We start from the raw sequence: 17,493 nt of genomic DNA on the forward strand, positions 1-17,493 counted from the left end.
GAGTAGTCGGTAGTCAGTAATCGGTCTGAACCGGCGGCTGTCCTCACTACTACTTCCTATTCACACTTCCTATTCACTTTTCGGGAGGAATCTCTGCATGGGTATCGAAGGTGTCGGCGCTCGGGTCGCGCGCAAGGAAGACAAAAGATTCATCACCGGCGCCGGCCGCTATGTCGACGACATGGTGGTGCCCGGCATGAAGCATGCGGCCTTCGTGCGCAGCCCGCACGCCCATGCGCAGATCAAGAAGATCGACGTGAAAGCGGCTCAAGGCATGCCGGGCGTCATCGGCGTCTTGACCGGCAAGGAACTGAAGGCCGACGGCATCGGAAACCTCATCTGCGGCTGGATGATCCATTCCAAGGACGGCACGCCCATGAAGATGGGCGCATGGTCGCCGCTGGCAGTCGACAAGGTCCGTTATGTCGGCGATGCGGTCGTGGTGGTGGTGGCGGAAACCAAGGGCCAGGCACGCGATGCGGCCGAGGCGGTCGAGATCACCTACAAGGAATTGAAGGCGGTCGTCGATGCGACAAAGGCACTCGAAAAGGGCGCTCCGCAGGTCCATGCCGAGGCCGAGAACAACCTGATCTTCGATTGGGAAATCGGCGATGCCATGGCCACCGACGCCGCCATCAAGGCGGCGGCGCATGTCACGCGCATGAAGATCGTCAACAACCGGCTGGTGCCGAACGCCATGGAGCCGCGCGCCGCACTTGGCCATTACGACAAGGCCGAGGATCATTATACCTGCTGGACGACATCGCAAAACCCGCATGTCGCGCGGCTGGTGATGAGCGCCTTCTACAATGTCGCGCCCGAAAACAAGCTGCGCGTGATCGCGCCGGATGTCGGCGGCGGCTTTGGTTCCAAGATCTATATCTACCCGGAAGAGATCGTCTGCCTGTGGGCCTCGAAGAAGACCGGCGTGCCGGTGAAATGGGTCGCCGATCGCACCGAGAGCTTCCTCACCGACGCGCATGGCCGCGACCACGTCTCGACGGTGGAAATGGCGTTCGACAAGAACAACAGGATTACCGGCTTCAAGGTCGATACGATCGCCAATCTCGGCGCCTACATGTCGCTGTTCTCGTCCTGCGTGCCAACCTATCTCTATGCAACGCTGCTGTCGGGCCAATATGACATCCCGGCCATCCACGCCAATGTGCGCACTGTCTATACCAACACGGCACCCGTCGATGCCTATCGCGGGGCAGGGCGGCCGGAAGCCACCTATCTTCTGGAACGCACCATGGAAGCGGCGGCACGTGAGCTCGGCGTCTCGCCGGCAGACCTTAGGCGCAAGAATTTCATCACCACGTTTCCGCACCAGACACCGGTGATCATGAACTATGACGCCGGGGACTATGGCGCTTCGCTCGATGCGGCGATGAAGACCGCCGACTATACCGGCTTTGCCAGGCGCAAGGCGGATTCGGTCAGGAATGGCAAGCTGCGCGGCATTGGCATGAGCTGCTACATCGAGGCCTGCGGCATCGCGCCGTCGGCGGCGGTCGGCTCGCTCGGCGCCGGCGTCGGCCTGTGGGAATCGGCTGAGGTGAGGGTGAACGCCGTCGGCACCATCGAGGTGCTGACCGGCTCGCACAGCCATGGCCAAGGGCACGAGACGACGTTCGCGCAACTGGTCAACCAGCGTTTCGGGGTGCCAATCGATTCGGTGTCGATCGTCCACGGTGACACCGACAAGGTGCAGATGGGCATGGGCACCTACGGCTCGCGCTCGGGCGCGGTCGGCATGTCGGCGATCGCCAAGGCGCTCGACAAGGTCGAGGCCAAGGCCAAGAAGATCGCCGCCCACCTGCTCGAAGCCGACGAGGGCGACATCGTCATCGAGAACGGCGAGGTCAAGGTCGCCGGCACCGACAAGAGCCTGCCGTGGTTCCAGGTGGCTTTGGCCGCCTATACCGCGCACAATTTGCCGGCCGGCATGGAGCCAGGCCTGAAGGAAACGGCGTTCTACGATCCCGCGAACTTCACCTTCCCGGCGGGCTGCTATATCTGCGAGGTCGAGATCGATCCGGAAACCGGAACGACCGAGATCGTCCAGTTCGTGGCTGCGGACGATTTCGGCAACATCATCAATCCGATGATCGTCGAAGGACAGGTGCATGGCGGCATCGCCCAGGGCATCGGCCAGGCGCTGCTGGAAGGCGCTCACTACGACGCCAGCGGGCAACTGCTGACGGCAAGCTACATGGACTACACCATGCCACGTGCCGGCGACCTGCCGTCGTTCAAGGTCTCGACGTCGAACACGCCATGTCCGAGCAACCCGCTCGGGATCAAGGGCTGCGGCGAAGCCGGTGCCATCGGCTCGCCGCCAGCAGTGATCAATGCCATCACCGACGCCATCGGCATCGTCGATATAGCCATGCCGGCCACACCGTCCACCGTGTGGGCCGCGATCCGCGCCGCGAAATGAGTGAGTAGGGAAGTAGTGAGTTGCGGATAGGGCAGCGTGCCATCTCCGGCGGCGGCCATTCCCTGCTCCCTACTGACTACTCACTGCTGACTAACCACTTAGGGGGAGGATCCCATGTACGCAGTCAACTATCACCGTGCCGCCTCGGTCACTGAAGCCGCCAAGCTCGTGAAGAGCGGCGACGCCAAGCTGCTTTCCGGCGGCATGACCTTGATCCCCGCCATGAAGACGCGGCTGGCGGCGCCGTCCGATCTGGTCGACCTGTCCCGCATCAAGGAACTGCAGGGGGTCAAGGTGTCGGGCAAGACGGTCACGATCGGCGCTGCCACCACGCATTTCGAGGTCGCCAATGACGAGAAGCTGCGCAAGGCCTGCCCGGCACTTGCCCAGCTGGCGTCGCTGATCGGCGATCCGGCGGTACGCCACAAGGGCACGATCGGCGGTTCGATCGCCAATAACGATCCGGCGGCGGACTATCCGGCCGCACTTCTGGCGCTCGGCGCCACCATCATCACCAACAAGCGCGAGATGTCAGCCGACAAGTTCTTCAAGGGGCTGTTCGAAACCTCCTTGAAGGACGGCGAGATCGTCACGGCGGTCTCCTTTACGGCACCGGCGAAGGCTGCGTACGAAAAATTCCGCAATCCGGCCTCGCGCTACGCGATCGTCGGCGTGTTCGTGGCCAAGGGCAAGGACGGCGTCAGTGTTGCCGTCACCGGCGCCGGCGACGACGGCGTCTTCCGCTCGAAGGAGATCGAGGCAGCACTTGCCAAGAGCTTCGATGCCGCTTCGCTCAATGGTGTGAAAGTTCCGGCGAAGAACCTGATGAGCGACATTCACGCTTCATCAGACTACCGTGCCAATCTGATCACAGTCATGGCCAAGCGCGCGGTGGCGGCAGCCAACGCCTGACGCAAGATCGATTACGGACGGGGGAACGGGCTGTCACGGCCCGTTTTCATTCCCGGCGACCGTAGGCCTAGTTCCCGTCGGCCACGTCCCCATCCTTGCTTGAAGCAATTCCGGCCCATGCTGCGGGGGACATGCATCGGCGGCAATCTCGCACTTGCACAAACTTATATTGCGCTGCAGTATAGATCAGGGCGGGAATGCGAGCCGGGTTCGGGAATAGCCGTGCCTTTCGCATTACAATGCGAAGGGATCGGCATGTCCGAAATTTCCGCGACCCATCTGGCTCCGCCCCGAGCGATCGTCGAGCGACCGGCCAGGACAAGACTGGCCTATCTCGATGGCTGGCGCGGTCTGTCGATCGCGCTCGTGCTGATCGGGCATTTTTTTCCCGTTCCCGGGATCAATCTGGGCGTGCTGGGCGTCGAATTCTTCTTCGTGCTGAGCGGCCGGCTGATGGCCGAAATCCTGTTCATCGAACGCTATCCGCTGAAGAAATTTTTCAAACGCCGGTTCTCGCGCATCTATCCGGCGCTTCTGGTCTTTGTCATCGTCGCCATGATCGCGCTCTCAGGCACGTTCATCGCCTTCAAATGGAAGGCGGCCCTGACGGCGCTGACCTTCACCTACAACTATGCCGGAATTCTCCTGAATCGGGCTGGCGCACTCGACCACATCTGGTCGCTCTGCATCGAAGAGCATGCCTATATCATCCTGGCGGCGATCAGCGCAGTGATTGCCAGCCGCAGCCGTGTCATCCCGCTGCTGCTGGTCCTGGCTCTGCTGGCCATGGTCAATGGCGCGGTTTCCTACTGGTTCCTGCACCTGGATTATGAAGCCACGTACTGGCGCACCGACGTGCACATCGCCTCGATCCTGCTGTCGGCCGCGATCTGCCTGCTCAAAGCGGACGGCAAGCTGCCGACCTTGCTGAAGGGGCCTTATGTCGCCGTTTCGGCGGCCGTCGGCGCGGTTTGCCTGTTCATGGACTCGGTACCGACACCGATCCACTACCTGGCCGCGGTGCCATTGCTGGCGATTGCCGTCAACGCGCTGGATTTCAGCACGCGGTTCTTGTCCGGATGGCTGTCGTCCCTGCCGATGACGACGCTGGGTCTATGGTCATATTCGCTCTATCTGTGGCAGCAGCCCTTCTACAAATTCGTCTACGAGCAAGGCAGCAATCCATGGCCGATGCTGGCCGGGGTTTTTGCCTGCGCGCTCTGCAGCTACTACCTGATCGAGCGCCCAGCACGCGAATGGCTCAACCGCAATTGGTGAGCCGCCCGATTGTTTTGATGGTGGCCAGACGATAGCCGTACGACCGCGAGGTCCCTTTTCGTCAGATAGCGCTTAGCTGTTTTCCGGGGTGGCGCAACGTCCAGGTGAGTCGGCGGGTGCCACCCGATCAGGTGGCGATCTGCCTGACGTAATAGCGCACCGCTTTCTTGCCGCCATGGATCACCGCGTCGCCGACTTCGACGAAGCCGAGTGCGGCGTGGAAGGCATCCGAGGCGGGGTTGGGCGGGTCGGTGTTGACCTCGCAGGTGACCAGCGCGTGACCGGCGCTCCGCGCATGGTCGAACAGGTTCCGATAGAGCCGGCGAGCATGGCCGCGGCCTCTTGCGTGCGCCGCCACGACGACGCGGTCGACATAGATGAAGCTGATGTAACGCTCGCGAAACCAGACGAAGTTCGGGCTGTCGTAGTTGGCATCCTGGTCGAAGGTCATGATGAAGGCTTCGAGATCGCCGATGCGGCGCGCGTAAAAGGCCTCGGCGAGCAGGAACGACAGCCGTTCGGCTTCAAGCCACGACAATTCGGCGGCGTGCTCGTTGTTGAGCGCCAGTATTGCCGCTTCGTCGGCCTGCGCAATGCGGTCAATGGGCGAGGTCATGCCTTGGCCGCCGCGATTGTCGCCGCCACCAGCGCTGTATCGGTCAGCGTGTTGCGATATTCGCGGTCGAGATCGGAGCCGCCCATGCCGACCTTCGGATTGCGGTAGCGCATGGCGCTCGACACGTCCTTGAGGGCGGCGAAGTGCATTTCGGCCAGGCCAGTCCTTGCGCGCACCTCGGCGATATTGCCGAGATCGAGCCCGCCGCAACCGAGGATGATGATGCGCTCGCCGGCCAGCCGGACCAGCTCTTGCAGCAATGCCAGGCCTTCGATCGCCGTGTCGCGCTGGCCGCTGGTCAGCACGCGGCCAACCCTGCAGCGGATCAGCGCTTCCAGGGCTTCGGCCGGATCGCGAGTCATATCGAAGGCGCGGTGGCAGGTGACGTTCAAGGGGCCCGCCACCTCTGTCAATTCGCGCATGCGCTGCTCGTCGATGGCGCCGTTGGCGTTCAGGCAGCCGAACACCACGCCGGGCACGCCGAGTTCGCGAAGCGCGGCGACGTCGGCAAGCATCGAGCGGTATTCGGTCTCGCTGTAGAGAAAATCCCCGCCGCGCGGCCGCACCATGACATGAAAGGGCACGGTCGCCTGGTCGAGAGCGGCGCGCACGGTGCCGAGGCTCGGCGTGGTGCCGCCTTCGACAAGGCTGGCGCAGAGTTCGATCCGGTCGGCGCCGGCGGCCTGCGCGGCGAGCAGGCCATCAATGCCTTCGACACAGATTTCTATAAGCGGCGGGCGAATTTTTGGGGTCAAGGGGCGATCCAATCCATGGTGTTGCGCAAGCCCTAGCACCCGGGCGCCTGGCGCGGAAGCGTGAACGCTACGCCGCCACTTGGACCAGACGGCAGATTCCATTCTTGACAGTCACATAACTGCAGGGTTATGGGTTATACATAGCTGATGGGTTATGATTTTGCGCGTGGCACCACTACAGCAACGAGAGGAGCAAGGCATGACGGAAACCAAATCGATCGTCGTCGAAAGGCTGATTCCATATTCGGCGGAAAAGATATGGCGCGCACTGACCCTGCCGGTACTCGTCGGCGAATGGCTCATGCAGAATGACTTCGCTGCCCAAGAGGGGCATCGCTTCACATTCCGTGCGACACCAGTTCCCGGATGGTCCGGGGTGACGAACTGTGTGGTGCTAAAAGTCGAGGCGCCGCGGCTGCTGGCTTATAGCTGGGGCGATGGGACGGAATCGGACAGTGGGTTGAAAACCGTGGTGACGTGGTCACTGAAACCTGAGGGGACGGCGACCCGGGTGCGAATGGAGCAGTCGGGATTCCGGCCCGCCGACGAGCGTGGCTATATCGGCATGGGAAGTGGCTGGCCGCGCATTCTCGAACGGCTCGAACAGGTTACCTCAAACCAGGCCTGACACCCGGCAGGCAGCTAACAGTTTCATCAAGTTCGAAACCCTGGATGCGAGGCGTCCGGGCCGGGAAAACACGCCCGGAGAACAGTTCAAAAGGAAAAGACACATGCAAGCGAGAATCAAGAACCCGGTGATGCTCATCCCAGGCGCCCTGCAGGCGTTTCTGGCGCTGGACAAGTCGACCGAGGCAGCGGACCTGCCCTATGTGACACGCAAGCTCGTGCATCTGCGCGCCAGTCAGATCAACAGCTGCAGCGTCTGCGTCGACATGCACGCGCGCGAGCTCAAGAAAGCCGGCGAGAAGGAAGAGCGCATCTTTGCCCTCGCTGCCTGGAGGGAAACGCCTTATTTCACCGACGCCGAACGCGCGGCATTGGCGCTGGCAGAAGCCGGCACAAGGCTCGCCGACCGACCGGACGCGGTGCCGGACGATATCTGGGAGGAGGCGGCCCGGCATTATGACGAGAAGGCCCTTGCCGCACTGGTCATCCAGATCGCCCTGATCAACGCCTTCAACAGGCTGAACGCGACGACCCGGCAGCCGGTTGGCGCCTGGGGCTGAGCGCCGGGTTCACATGGGGGCTGGGTCCACGAGGCGAGGGGGCGGGCGGCGCATTGCCTTCCCGCCCCGCCGGGAGCACCTATGTAACCTGGTGGCTACTGTCGCAATTCGGTATTCTTGGCGCCTTCCTCGACCTGATCGATCACCAGGAGCTTGACCGGCCCGTCGCCAATGTTGGTGGCCTGGTGCCACTGCCCGATCATTTCAATGATGAAATCGCCAGTCTTGTAGGTGTTGCTGTTGCCGGTTTCGACATTCGTGACCTTCAGCGTTCCGGCCTGGACATAGGCGTAGCGCGGGAAGGGATGGCGATGGACCGGCAAGGTCGCGCCGGGCGCGATGTCATAGGTCGAGACCAGCACCTGCACGTTCTTCCGCGGCAGCGTGATCGGCTGCCCGGATGCAGTGGTGGTACGTGATGCGAGTGGCGTCACGACGACTGGGGTTCCGCTGCTGTCCAGCGCATGAGCGCCGGTCGCGAACGATGCTGCCGTGAGCAGCAATACCGATGCCAGGATTTTCCGCATGATGTCCTCCCTTGACCGACGCATCTATCGCGCGGCGGCGGCGGCGTGCAAGCCGCTCGTGACCAGAGGCCGAACCTGCGTGCATTTGCACGGGCGGTTGATCCACGACCCGGGCCATATTCCTCACCCGCTTCCAACCGGAGGTATGTCGCCGCAAGGCCTGATGCATGCCCGGTCAGGAATGGCCGTAGTGCCGCTTCAAAAAAATTTCGGGCGACCTCTTGAATAAAAAAATCGTGATTCCCAGATCGTTTTCCGTCGAGGCTTCGGCTCGACATACCGCGTCGCGGCGACGCTGCGGCGACCCGTAAACCATGTTGCTTCACGGAGGATATGGCTATGAGAAGCTTTGATTATTCGCCTCTTTACCGCACCACGGTCGGCTTCGACCGGCTCTTCGACATGCTCGAAAACAGTGTGCGCTCCGACTGGCCGCCCTACAACATCGAGAAGAATGGCGACAACGACTATCGTATCACGATGGCCGTCGCCGGCTTCGGTCTCGACGAAGTGGAACTTGTGCAGAACGGCCCTGAATTGTCCGTCATCGGACAGAGAAAGCCCGATCAGCAACATCGGGAGATCCTCCACCGGGGCCTGGCGATAGGTAACTTCAAGCAGGTGTTCAAACTTGCAGACCACGTCAAGGTCAAGGCGGCCAATATTCATAATGGCCTGCTGTCGGTGGACCTGGTCCGCGAAGTGCCCGAGGAACTCAAGCCCCGGCGCATCGAGATCGGTTCCAACGCCGCAGCGGTTCCGCTTCAGGATGGCGGCAACAAGCAGTCCATGGATGTGGATGCCGAGCCGCAACGCAAGGTGGCCTGATACAAGAAACCTCAGTCTGTGGTCCGCCTCCCGGCTCGGCCGGGAGGCACAGATCGCGGAGAACGGAGATGAGATTCCAAGCTTACAGTTTTCATGAATCCAAACCGACGGATTACGCAGCGGAATTCGCTGCGCTGCGTACGCCCGAGGACGTCCTGAACGAGAACATGACGATCGGCGAGAAGAGGGCTCTGCTCGCCTTCTGGGCCTCGGACGCCCATGCGGTTCCTGACAATCCAACCCTGCGTCAATTGGACAACGGTGCGATGGCGCAGGTCAGCGAGATTCTTCGTGCGCTCCACACCCTGGACGAGATTGCGCGCAAGCCGACGGCCAGGGCACCGTTTGATCGCAGTCCGTCCTCAGACCAGCGTCGCAACAAAACCAGGCGCAACTGGCTGCGGTACCCCTGGCGAGATGACGATGACGATGATCCGCCGCCGGTTCCGGCATATGCCGGTGTCCCACCCAGGTGTGGGGATGGCGGCATGTTCGCGGAGCCTGAGCATGCCGTCGCGTAAAAAGCTGAAGCAGACCAACTCGCTCGACCGAATGGAGGACTATATGAGCGACAGGACGTTCGATCGACCAGTGCTGGTCAAGGATGGCCAGTTCATCCAAGAAATAGGAAGCCTTGAGGATGCATTCGATTTCCTGGATGAGTGGCCGCGGGAGCGTCGAGGCCCGATTTTCGAAACGGCCTTCCGGGCTTGCCAGCGTGCTTACGATGGCCAGATACCACTCTCGGTTGCGCGCGATGCCGTCGCTGGGTTCGCGAGATCCGTCAAGATGCTGCAGGAGCCGCTTGCTCCGCTGCCTTGGATGAGCGGCACCAAATCTGGCCGCGGTGGGGTGGCCGCCTAGCTGCGACACCGGCAGCGGCACTGCCCAGAGGTGTCGCTGCCCGCAGTCCCTACGGGTTAGCACGTCACGTCGAATCCCACCACGTCGCGTGTGGCGCCGGCGATGGCAGGCAGAGAGGTCTTTAGAGAAATTGGCTCCCCGGGCCGGATTCGAACCAGCGACCAACCGGTTAACAGCCGGTTGCTCTACCACTGAGCTACCGGGGAACGGAGGCTCTTTGAGCAAGTGGCGCAGCCTATAGCAAACCCGTTTCGGCTTTGCAAAGAAGCATTTCGCATTTTTCCGAGACTTTTTCGCTCAGGCGTTTCTCGCAATCGGCCTTGCCCACCCTCATATTAGCCGTCTTGGCGACGAGCGCGGAACCGAAAGGGCGGTCGCGGCTTTCGTAAAATGAGATTGTCGAGCCCTAACACAGGCAGTTCTTCACGATGACGGCAGCGGACGAAAACCCGATACCCGCAAGAAAGATCTCGGTGTTCGGGCGTGAATTCACCATGCCGCAGTCGCGCGGCCTCAGAATCACGATCGGCGTGCTATTGACCCTTGGCGGCATCCTCGGGTTCTTGCCGATCCTCGGCTTCTGGATGGTGCCGCTCGGATTGCTGGTGCTCTCCTACGAAATTGCCATGGTGCGCCGCCACCGGCGCCGCCTGGTCGTCTGGTGGGAGCGGCGACGCCGGCCGAATTGAGCGGCCGATACCGATGCATGTCGCATGGCGGCCTTCGACGAGAATCAATCGTCGCGCTGTTTCTCCGTGCTGGTGCCGGATTCCTCCGAATTCGGTTGCTGGCCTGCCTTCAGATCTTCGCTGATCTCCTTCAGGACGGCTGAAGCCGAGGCCAGGCGCGCCCGGTCGCGGGGTGAAAGCCTGCCAGTGCCTTCTATTCTCAGGCACTCGATGGCATAGCGCACCAATTCCTCGCATCCCAGCAGCGGCACGCTTTCGGTTTCGTGCGTTTCGTCCTTCGGTTTGGCCAGGGCCATGATGCAGTCCCTCCCTGTTTCTCAACGCAAGCCGGTGCGCGGAGTTTCGCTCGATCATTTGCCATGCTTAACGGATTGCCAATATGAGTGGGCGGCTCCGACGGCGATCTAACAGGGCGCGGAGCCGGCGCAAGGAAACCGTTTTGGAATGCGTGTGGCCGCTTGACGGCATTTTCGCCGCAACCTATTGGAACCGGGTGGAACGCCGGGAGCAATGAGGCCTCGTGGCGGAGTGGTTACGCAGAGGACTGCAAATCCTTGCACCCCGGTTCGATTCCGGGCGAGGCCTCCAATACCCGGGCTCCAGCGCGTCAGCGCCGGAGCCTGAAGTTCCGGTCGAAATGAACCGCGATTCTGGCGCGGCAAGCAGATTGGTTGGAGCATGAGCGCTGATTTTTCCGAACTTCGCGTCAAGATGGTCGATGGTCAGGTTCGCACCACCGACGTGACCAGCGCGCCGCTGCTCGACGCGATGCTTTCGGTGCCGCGCGAGGTCTTCGTCGGCGATCGCCAGCGCGATCTGGCCTATATCGACGAGGACATCCGCATCGCCGACAGCGCCGATGGCCCGCGTTACCTGATGGAAGCTTCGCCACTGGCCAAGCTGATGCAACTGGCCGAGATCAACCCGACCGACTCGGCGCTCGATGTCGGTTGCGGCACCGGTTATGCCTCGGCCATCCTGTCGCGCCTGGCGAGATCCGTCGTGGCGCTCGAAAGCGATTCGGCACTGGCGCAAACCGCCGCGTCGACCCTGTCCGGGCTTGGCTGCGGCAATGTGACCGTGGTTCAGGGCGCCCTGGCGCAAGGCCATGCCGCGAAGGCGCCTTACGAGGTCATCTTCATCGGCGGCAGTGTCAGTAAAGTGCCGTCGGCGCTGCTCGACCAGCTCGCCGAAGGCGGCCGCCTGGTGGCGGTCGAGGGCCAGGGCAATTCAGGCGTGGCGCGACTTTTTGTCAAAGCCGGGGGGGTTGTAACCGGGAGAAGGGCGTTTAATGCGGCAATTAAGCCACTACCCGGGTTCGAACGTGAGCATGCTTTCGAATTCTGAATGATTTGCCTTGCAGCAAAGACCTTGTCATGGTCGCTTGCATTTGAACGATCGTTGCTGATCCCAGACTGGGGGCACTTTGGGCTGAGCGACAGGGAACATAAACACGCCACGCCGCCTGCTCTGGAAGGAGAAGCCGGCGCGGCGCGGTTCCCATGGAAAACGAATGAGGGATACACCGTGCCGTCAGTACGCAAGTCACTTTTCACCGCCGTCCTTGTTTCGGCGACCGCGCTATCCCCACTGGCTGCTTCGGCTGAAACCATCACCGGCGCGCTTTCAAAAGCCTATCAGTACAATTCCACGCTGAATGCATCGCGCGCCGGCGTGCGTGTCACCGACGAGAGTGTGGCCATCGCCAAGTCGGGCTGGCGGCCGACGGTTACAGGTTCAGCCAACATCGATTATACGAACACGCGCCGGGCAAATGGCGGCGGCAGTTCGAAACTGACAAGCGGCAGCTACGGCATTCAGATCAATCAATCGCTGTTCGACGGGTTTCAGACGAGGAACAATGTCGCGGCCGCCGAATCCCAGGTCAAGGCGTCGGTGGAAAGCCTGCGCAATACCGAGGAAAACACGCTGTTCAACGCGGCCATGGCCTATATGGACGTGATTCGCGACCGGCAGATCGCGGTGCTGACCGAGCAGAACCTGCAGTTCCTGAGCGAGCAGGCGCGCGCCGCGCGCTCGCGCTTCGAAGTCGGCGAAGGCACGCGCACCGATGTCGCGCAGGCCGATGCCTCACGAGCTTCCGCGGTGGCATCGCTGAGCGCGGCCCGCGCACAGGCGCTGGCCAGCGCTGCGACCTATCACCAGGTCGTCGGTGACGAGCCTGGCAAGCTCAGGCCCGCTTCGCCATTGGGCCGGTTGCTGCCGTCGAGCCTCGACGCGGCGATCGCCGTCGGCTCGGCCGAACACCCGGCCATCCTTGCCACTCAGCATCTGGTCGACGCCGCAGCGTTTTCAGTCAAATCGGCTGAAGGCGCGCTGTTGCCGCAGCTGTCGGCTTCGGCCGGCGTTTCGGAAGATTACCGCAAGTCCATTCCCGACATCACCGGTTCCAACGGCAATTCGACCTCGGCCAATATCGGCGCGACGCTGACCATTCCAATCTACTCCGGCGGCCGGACGTCGGCGGTCGTGCGGCAGAACAAGGAATCGCTGGGGCAAGCACGCATCCAGGTCGACGTTACCCGCGACCAGGTGCGCCAGGCCATCGCCACGGCATGGTCGCAATACACCGCCGCGCAGCAAAGCGTATCCGCCAACAGGCAGGTTATCGACGCCGCACAATTGGCGCTGAACGGCGTCATCGAGGAACGCAATGTCGGCCAGCGCACGACGCTTGACGTACTCAATGCGCAGGCCACCGTGATTACCGCCAAGATCAACCAGGCCAATTCCGAACACGACGTGGTCGTGGCGAGCTATGCCATCCTTCAGGCGATTGGCCGCCTGTCTGTCGACCGGCTTGCGCTGCAGGTGACGAAGTACAGGCCCGAAGAGCACTATAATGCCGTCAAGGACAAGTGGATCGGCCTGCGCACGCCGGACGGCCGCTAGGCCGTTCGCTCGATCGGCGTTTTCTGGCTAGGATTCGATCGACACCGTTGGACCATCGTTCTCCCTTGGTCGGTAGCTGACGGGACCGTCACACGGCTTTGGCGGATTTGCTCTAATCTGTTGAAATCCCACATGTCCCCAGATTGGGGATTCTCGTGCGGCGATCCGTCGGTTACGCTGTCGCCATGATTCGAATCCGGCTTTTGCCGGAGCGGAAAATCTGCAACGGGTCACAAGGGCGGCGGATGTGACGATGGCGACGGCAAGCAGCGCACAGCGCGAACCTTCCATGGAAGAGATACTGGCTTCCATCAGGAGGATCATCGAAGACAGCGACAATGGCCGCAAGCAGCCCGGCGAGGCCGACGAATTGCAGCAGGACCTGGAGCCGCCACCGAGCGCTGTGGCAGCCGCCGACATCGATGCGTTTCGCGCCGAATTGCATGCCGCTCCCGAGGTCAGGAAGCCGGTCGCTGTGACCGAAACAATCCAGGCGCAGCCGGCGATTGCGCGCATGGATGCGCCGCCGCGTGCCGATCCGGCTCCGGGCAGGACGCCGATGACCCTGGCCGAGGTCAGCGCCCGGGTTGCCGCCGAGCCTGCCGCCGACGCGCCAGCGGCTCCCGCGGAGGTTGCGACAAGTGAAGCCATCGTCGCCGATTGGCGGCGCGAGATCGCGGCGGTTGGCGAGCAAGCCAAGGCGATGCCGGACCGGAGCGTCCGCAAGCCAGCGGCAGAGCCGGAGGTTTCGGCAAGCAAACCAGTGGTGGCGGAACCTGCGATCGACCGGGCTCCTTCAAGCGATGCTCCAACGGGTACGGCTGAGGCGCGCGCGGCGGCGAACGAAACGCCGGCGGTGCGTCCCGCGATTCTTTCCGAACATACCGGCCGCCAGGTCGCGGCCGCCTTCGGCGAACTGTCCGACGCCTTTGCCAGCCGCAGCAAGAAGACATTCGACGAGATGGCCGAAGAAATGCTGCGTCCGATGCTGCAGGATTGGCTGGACAACAATCTGCCGACGCTGGTCGAAAGGCTGGTGCGCGAAGAGATCGAGCGCGTGGCACGCGGAGCGCAATAACGTCCAGGCTAGCATCCCGAGAAACGCCGCCGCCGAGGCGGCGTTTCTCGTTGTGGTTGGATCAGTCACTGGTTGCCGAACTGGCGAAGGCGAGCAGGTTGCCGTCGGAGTCGCTGACAATGAAGGTGCGCGAGCCCCGGGGTCTGGGTCCAGCGATCCATTGGCGTCAAGACGCCCACGGCCCGTCCGTTGAAATGAATAGGCCGACGCCTATCTGCTTGTGAAGCCTCAGGACATCCCTCGCGGTTGACTTGGCCAAGACCTTCCGATTTACACCGAACCAGCAAAATTCCCGACAGCGCGGACCGTTTTCCCATGCTTGAAAAGACCTACGACGCAAAAACCGTCGAGCCGAAGATCGCCAAGGTGTGGGAGGAAGCCGACGCGTTTCGCGCCGGCGCTGGGGCGGAGGAGGGGGCCGAGGCCTTCACCATCGTCATTCCGCCGCCCAACGTCACCGGCTCGCTGCATATGGGCCATGCGCTCAACAACACGCTGCAGGACATTCTGGTCCGCTTCGAGCGCATGCGTGGCAAGAACGTCTTGTGGCAGCCCGGCATGGACCATGCCGGCATCGCCACGCAGATGGTGGTCGAGCGGCAGCTGATGGAAAAGCAGATCCACCGCCGCGATCTCACCCGCGAGGAATTCATCGAGAAAGTGTGGGAGTGGAAGGCCGAATCGGGCGGCGCGATCTTCAACCAGCTGAAACGTCTCGGCGCTTCCGCCGACTGGTCGCGCGAACGCTTCACCATGGACGAGGGCCTCTCCAAGGCCGTGCTCGAAGTCTTCGTCACGCTCTACAAGGAAGGGCTGATCTACAAGGACAAGCGCCTTGTGAACTGGGACCCGAAACTGTTGACCGCGATCTCCGATCTCGAGGTCGAGCAGCAGGAGGTCAACGGCAACCTCTGGCATTTCCGCTATCCGGTCGAAGGCGTGACGTTCGATCCCGAGAATCCAAAAACCTTCGTTATCGTGGCGACGACTCGTCCCGAGACAATGCTGGGCGACACGGCTGTCGCGGTGAATCCAGAGGACGACCGGTTCCGGCATCTCGTCGGCAAGAATGTCGTCCTGCCGATCGTCGGGCGCAAGATCCCTGTCGTGGCCGACGAGTATTCCGATCCGGAAAAGGGGTCCGGAGCGGTCAAGATCACGCCGGCGCATGATTTCAACGACTTCGAGGTCGGCAAGCGCCACAAGCTGCCGGCGATCAACATCCTGACCGTCGAAGCGGCCATCAAGCTCAGGGATAATGAGGACTTCCTCGCCGGCGTCGAGGTGACGCCGGAGCGCCAGGCCGTCTGGGACGAGCTCGACGGCCTCGACCGTTTCGTTGCGCGCAAGAAGATCGTCGAGCTGATGGAGGCCGGCGGCTTCCTCGACAAGGTCGAGCCGCACCGCCATGCGGTGCCGCATGGCGACCGCGGCGGCGTGCCGATCGAACCGTTCCTGACCGAGCAGTGGTACGCCAACGCGGCGGAACTCGCCAAGCCGGCGATCGCCTCGGTGCGCGAGGGGCGCACCAAAATAATCCCCAACAGCTGGGACAAGACCTACTTCCAGTGGATGGAGAATATCGAACCCTGGTGTATTTCGCGCCAGCTCTGGTGGGGTCACCAGATTCCGGCCTGGTACGGGCCAGATGGGCGTGTCTTCGTCGAGAAGACCGAGGAAGAGGCGCTGAGCGCCGCCATCGAATATTATCTGGCGCTGGAAGGGCCATGGAAGGCCTGGGTCGAGGACAAGCTCGAGAACTTCAAGCCGGGCGAGATCCTGACCCGCGACGAGGATGTGCTCGACACCTGGTTCTCGTCGGCGCTGTGGCCTTTCTCGACGCTGGGCTGGCCGGAGCAGACGCCGGAGCTGAAGACTTATTATCAGACCGACGTGCTGGTGACCGGCTTCGATCTTATCTTCTTCTGGGTCGCCCGCATGATGATGATGGGCCTCCACTTCATGGGCGAGGAGCCGTTCCACACCGTTTATATGCATGCGCTGGTGCGCGACAAGAACGGCGCCAAGATGTCGAAGTCGAAAGGCAACGTCATCGATCCGCTCGACCTGATCGACGAATATGGCGCCGATGCGCTGCGTTTCACCCTAACGGTGATGGCTGCCCAAGGGCGCGATGTTAAGCTCGATCCGGCGCGTATCGCCGGCTACCGCAATTTCGGCACCAAGCTGTGGAACGCGACGCGTTTCGCCGAGATGAACGAAGTCGCGCGCAATGACGATTTCTGGCTGAACGACGCCAAGCTGGCGGTCAACCGCTGGATCCTGACCGAACTGACACGCGCCGCGCGCGAGGTCACCGACGGCATCACCTCGTATCGCTTCAACGAGGCGGCTGGAGCCGCCTACCGCTTCGTCTGGAACCTGTTCTGCGACTGGTATCTGGAACTGTTGAAGCCGGTGTTCATGGGCTCGGACGAGGCCGCCAAGGCCGAAAGCCGCGCCTGCGTCGCCTTCGTGCTCGACGAGATCTACAAGCTCCTGCATCCGATGATGCCGTTCATGACCGAGGAGCTCTGGGCGCAGACGGCGGGCGAGGGCAGGGAGCGGGGCTCGCTGCTGTGCCATGCCGCATGGCCGTCGCCGGATTTCGAGGACCATGAAGCGGCTGGCGACATCAACTGGCTGGTCGATCTCGTCTCCGGCATCCGCTCGGTGCGCTCGGAGATGAACGTGCCGCCGGCAGCCATTGCACCACTGGTGGTCGTCGGCGCCAACGATGTGACGCGCGAGCGGCTGGTTCGCGAGGAGTCAGCGATCAAACGGCTGGCGCGTGTCGGCGACATCTCGCTCGCCGATGCGGCACCCAAGGGGTCGGCACAGATCGTGCTCAACGAGGCGACGATCTGCCTGCCGCTGGGCAGCCTGATCGACCTCGCCGCGGAGGCCGCGCGGCTGCAGAAGGAACTGGCCAAGGTCACCGAGGAAATCGCGCGCCTGCACAAGAAACTGTCGAACGAGAAGTTCGTCGCCAGCGCGCCGGCCGAGATCGTCGAAGGCGAGCGGGAAAAGCTCGTCGAATATCGCGCCGCGCAGGACAAGCTTTCGGTGGCGTTGACCAGGGTTCGTGACGCCGGCTGAAAGGCAGATTCGCGAGACTTTAGCACCCTCTAAAATGGGTAGTCTTTTGCCTCGAAAATCGGCATTCCGTTGCGTTAATGTTGACGTAAACGGAAGTTTTTGCCCCATTGTTGCCATAATGTAACAATGGGGCCGAAGACCCCTTAAATCGGCTTTTTTTGGGCCTTTCTGGCCGTTTTTTTCCTTTTTTGGGAAAGGCAAACCTCGCCAAAGGCCCTTTTTTGGCGCCGCGGCATCCGCTCGCATTTTGTCCAAAATACGTTGCGGGAACATGTACATGTACGCCCATCAATTCGTTGTTGCA

General features: G+C 62.1%; 17 protein-coding genes and 2 tRNA genes. 14 read left to right on the forward strand and 5 right to left on the reverse strand.

Annotated elements, in window-relative coordinates; translation table 11 throughout:
* Positions 1 to 97: 97 nt before the first annotated feature.
* From LB555_RS06560 to LB555_RS06570, 3 genes are all read left to right on the forward strand, one after another.
* Complete coding sequence (locus LB555_RS06560; RefSeq protein ID WP_140723793.1) at positions 98 to 2,443, forward strand: xanthine dehydrogenase family protein molybdopterin-binding subunit; 2,346 nt, start codon at positions 98 to 100, stop codon at positions 2,441 to 2,443.
* 114 nt (positions 2,444 to 2,557) lie between these two features.
* Entirely contained in the window at positions 2,558 to 3,355 is a 798-nt protein-coding gene (locus tag LB555_RS06565; protein ID WP_224682510.1) for an FAD binding domain-containing protein, read from the forward strand.
* 255 nt (positions 3,356 to 3,610) lie between these two features.
* A complete protein-coding gene (locus LB555_RS06570; RefSeq protein ID WP_224682511.1) occupies positions 3,611 to 4,633 on the forward strand; it encodes an acyltransferase family protein in 1,023 nt (340 codons plus the stop codon).
* A gap of 127 nt (positions 4,634 to 4,760) precedes the next feature.
* Here LB555_RS06570 and LB555_RS06575 read toward each other — a convergent pair whose 3' ends face one another.
* Positions 4,761 to 5,249 carry a GNAT family N-acetyltransferase gene (locus LB555_RS06575; RefSeq protein ID WP_015317506.1) on the reverse strand — a complete coding sequence of 163 codons (489 nt, stop codon included), beginning with the start codon at positions 5,247 to 5,249 and terminating at the stop codon, positions 4,761 to 4,763.
* Complete coding sequence (locus tag LB555_RS06580) at positions 5,246 to 6,004, reverse strand: copper homeostasis protein CutC (protein ID WP_224682512.1); 759 nt, start codon at positions 6,002 to 6,004, stop codon at positions 5,246 to 5,248. Before LB555_RS06580 ends, LB555_RS06575 begins: the two co-directional genes overlap by 4 nt.
* 199 nt (positions 6,005 to 6,203) lie before the next feature.
* Here LB555_RS06580 and LB555_RS06585 point away from each other — a divergent pair, with 199 nt between their 5' ends.
* Positions 6,204 to 6,632 carry an SRPBCC domain-containing protein gene (locus LB555_RS06585; protein ID WP_140792302.1) on the forward strand — a complete coding sequence of 143 codons (429 nt, stop codon included), beginning with the start codon at positions 6,204 to 6,206 and terminating at the stop codon, positions 6,630 to 6,632.
* 103 nt (positions 6,633 to 6,735) lie between these two features.
* Entirely contained in the window at positions 6,736 to 7,191 is a 456-nt protein-coding gene (locus LB555_RS06590) for a carboxymuconolactone decarboxylase family protein (RefSeq protein ID WP_224682513.1), read from the forward strand.
* Between the two features lie 95 nt (positions 7,192 to 7,286).
* Here LB555_RS06590 and LB555_RS06595 read toward each other — a convergent pair whose 3' ends face one another.
* Positions 7,287 to 7,718 carry a cupin domain-containing protein gene (locus LB555_RS06595; RefSeq protein ID WP_015317510.1) on the reverse strand — a complete coding sequence of 144 codons (432 nt, stop codon included), beginning with the start codon at positions 7,716 to 7,718 and terminating at the stop codon, positions 7,287 to 7,289.
* A 339-nt stretch (positions 7,719 to 8,057) separates the two neighbouring features.
* Between LB555_RS06595 and LB555_RS06600 the strand changes: the two genes are divergently transcribed.
* From LB555_RS06600 to LB555_RS06610, 3 genes are all read left to right on the forward strand, one after another.
* Positions 8,058 to 8,546, forward strand: coding sequence for an Hsp20 family protein (locus LB555_RS06600; RefSeq protein ID WP_015317511.1), 489 nt, complete (start codon positions 8,058 to 8,060; stop codon positions 8,544 to 8,546).
* A gap of 68 nt (positions 8,547 to 8,614) precedes the next feature.
* Positions 8,615 to 9,067, forward strand: a complete 453-nt coding sequence (locus tag LB555_RS06605) for a hypothetical protein (RefSeq protein ID WP_015317512.1) — start codon at positions 8,615 to 8,617, stop codon at positions 9,065 to 9,067.
* 43 nt (positions 9,068 to 9,110) lie between these two features.
* On the forward strand, positions 9,111 to 9,410 hold the full coding sequence (locus LB555_RS06610) for a DUF982 domain-containing protein (RefSeq protein ID WP_023791605.1): 300 nt from the start codon (positions 9,111 to 9,113) through the stop codon (positions 9,408 to 9,410).
* 131 nt (positions 9,411 to 9,541) lie between these two features.
* On the opposite strand, the gene LB555_RS06615 is transcribed toward LB555_RS06610, so the two are convergent.
* A tRNA-Asn gene (locus LB555_RS06615) sits at positions 9,542 to 9,616 on the reverse strand.
* Between the two features lie 222 nt (positions 9,617 to 9,838).
* Here LB555_RS06615 and LB555_RS06620 point away from each other — a divergent pair.
* Positions 9,839 to 10,099 (forward strand): hypothetical protein, encoded by a 261-nt coding sequence (locus LB555_RS06620; protein WP_015317514.1) that lies wholly within the window; start codon positions 9,839 to 9,841, stop codon positions 10,097 to 10,099.
* Positions 10,100 to 10,143: 44 nt separating this feature from the next.
* On the opposite strand, the gene LB555_RS06625 is transcribed toward LB555_RS06620, so the two are convergent.
* Complete coding sequence (locus LB555_RS06625) at positions 10,144 to 10,395, reverse strand: hypothetical protein (RefSeq protein WP_015317515.1); 252 nt, start codon at positions 10,393 to 10,395, stop codon at positions 10,144 to 10,146.
* A 218-nt stretch (positions 10,396 to 10,613) separates the two neighbouring features.
* Between LB555_RS06625 and LB555_RS06630 the strand changes: the two genes are divergently transcribed.
* The 5 genes from LB555_RS06630 (at position 10,614) to LB555_RS06650 (ending at position 17,189) form a co-directional block, all read left to right on the forward strand.
* Positions 10,614 to 10,687, forward strand: a tRNA-Cys gene (locus LB555_RS06630).
* Between the two features lie 90 nt (positions 10,688 to 10,777).
* Entirely contained in the window at positions 10,778 to 11,446 is a 669-nt protein-coding gene (locus LB555_RS06635; protein ID WP_015317516.1) for a protein-L-isoaspartate O-methyltransferase family protein, read from the forward strand.
* 180 nt (positions 11,447 to 11,626) lie between these two features.
* Entirely contained in the window at positions 11,627 to 13,012 is a 1,386-nt protein-coding gene (locus LB555_RS06640; protein ID WP_015317517.1) for a TolC family outer membrane protein, read from the forward strand.
* A gap of 253 nt (positions 13,013 to 13,265) precedes the next feature.
* Complete coding sequence (locus LB555_RS06645; protein WP_015317518.1) at positions 13,266 to 14,090, forward strand: PopZ family protein; 825 nt, start codon at positions 13,266 to 13,268, stop codon at positions 14,088 to 14,090.
* A gap of 315 nt (positions 14,091 to 14,405) precedes the next feature.
* A complete protein-coding gene (locus LB555_RS06650; protein ID WP_224682514.1) occupies positions 14,406 to 17,189 on the forward strand; it encodes a valine--tRNA ligase in 2,784 nt (927 codons plus the stop codon).
* Positions 17,190 to 17,493 lie beyond the last annotated feature (304 nt).

The organism is Mesorhizobium sp. BR-1-1-10, assembly GCF_020165595.1.
Taxonomy (GTDB): Bacteria; Pseudomonadota; Alphaproteobacteria; order Rhizobiales; family Rhizobiaceae; genus Mesorhizobium; species Mesorhizobium australicum.

Coding starts and splice junctions, on each gene's coding strand:
- LB555_RS06560 (WP_140723793.1), top strand. CDS start 98: ATGGGTATCGAAGGTGTCGGCGCTCGGGTCGCGCGCAAGGAAGACAAA.
- LB555_RS06565 (WP_224682510.1), top strand. CDS start 2,558: ATGTACGCAGTCAACTATCACCGTGCCGCCTCGGTCACTGAAGCCGCC.
- LB555_RS06570 (WP_224682511.1), top strand. CDS start 3,611: ATGTCCGAAATTTCCGCGACCCATCTGGCTCCGCCCCGAGCGATCGTC.
- LB555_RS06575 (WP_015317506.1), bottom strand. CDS start 5,249: ATGACCTCGCCCATTGACCGCATTGCGCAGGCCGACGAAGCGGCAATA.
- LB555_RS06585 (WP_140792302.1), top strand. CDS start 6,204: ATGACGGAAACCAAATCGATCGTCGTCGAAAGGCTGATTCCATATTCG.
- LB555_RS06590 (WP_224682513.1), top strand. CDS start 6,736: ATGCAAGCGAGAATCAAGAACCCGGTGATGCTCATCCCAGGCGCCCTG.
- LB555_RS06595 (WP_015317510.1), bottom strand. CDS start 7,718: ATGCGGAAAATCCTGGCATCGGTATTGCTGCTCACGGCAGCATCGTTC.
- LB555_RS06600 (WP_015317511.1), top strand. CDS start 8,058: ATGAGAAGCTTTGATTATTCGCCTCTTTACCGCACCACGGTCGGCTTC.
- LB555_RS06605 (WP_015317512.1), top strand. CDS start 8,615: ATGAGATTCCAAGCTTACAGTTTTCATGAATCCAAACCGACGGATTAC.
- LB555_RS06610 (WP_023791605.1), top strand. CDS start 9,111: ATGAGCGACAGGACGTTCGATCGACCAGTGCTGGTCAAGGATGGCCAG.
- LB555_RS06620 (WP_015317514.1), top strand. CDS start 9,839: ATGACGGCAGCGGACGAAAACCCGATACCCGCAAGAAAGATCTCGGTG.
- LB555_RS06625 (WP_015317515.1), bottom strand. CDS start 10,395: ATGGCCCTGGCCAAACCGAAGGACGAAACGCACGAAACCGAAAGCGTG.
- LB555_RS06635 (WP_015317516.1), top strand. CDS start 10,778: ATGAGCGCTGATTTTTCCGAACTTCGCGTCAAGATGGTCGATGGTCAG.
- LB555_RS06645 (WP_015317518.1), top strand. CDS start 13,266: ATGGCGACGGCAAGCAGCGCACAGCGCGAACCTTCCATGGAAGAGATA.
- LB555_RS06650 (WP_224682514.1), top strand. CDS start 14,406: ATGCTTGAAAAGACCTACGACGCAAAAACCGTCGAGCCGAAGATCGCC.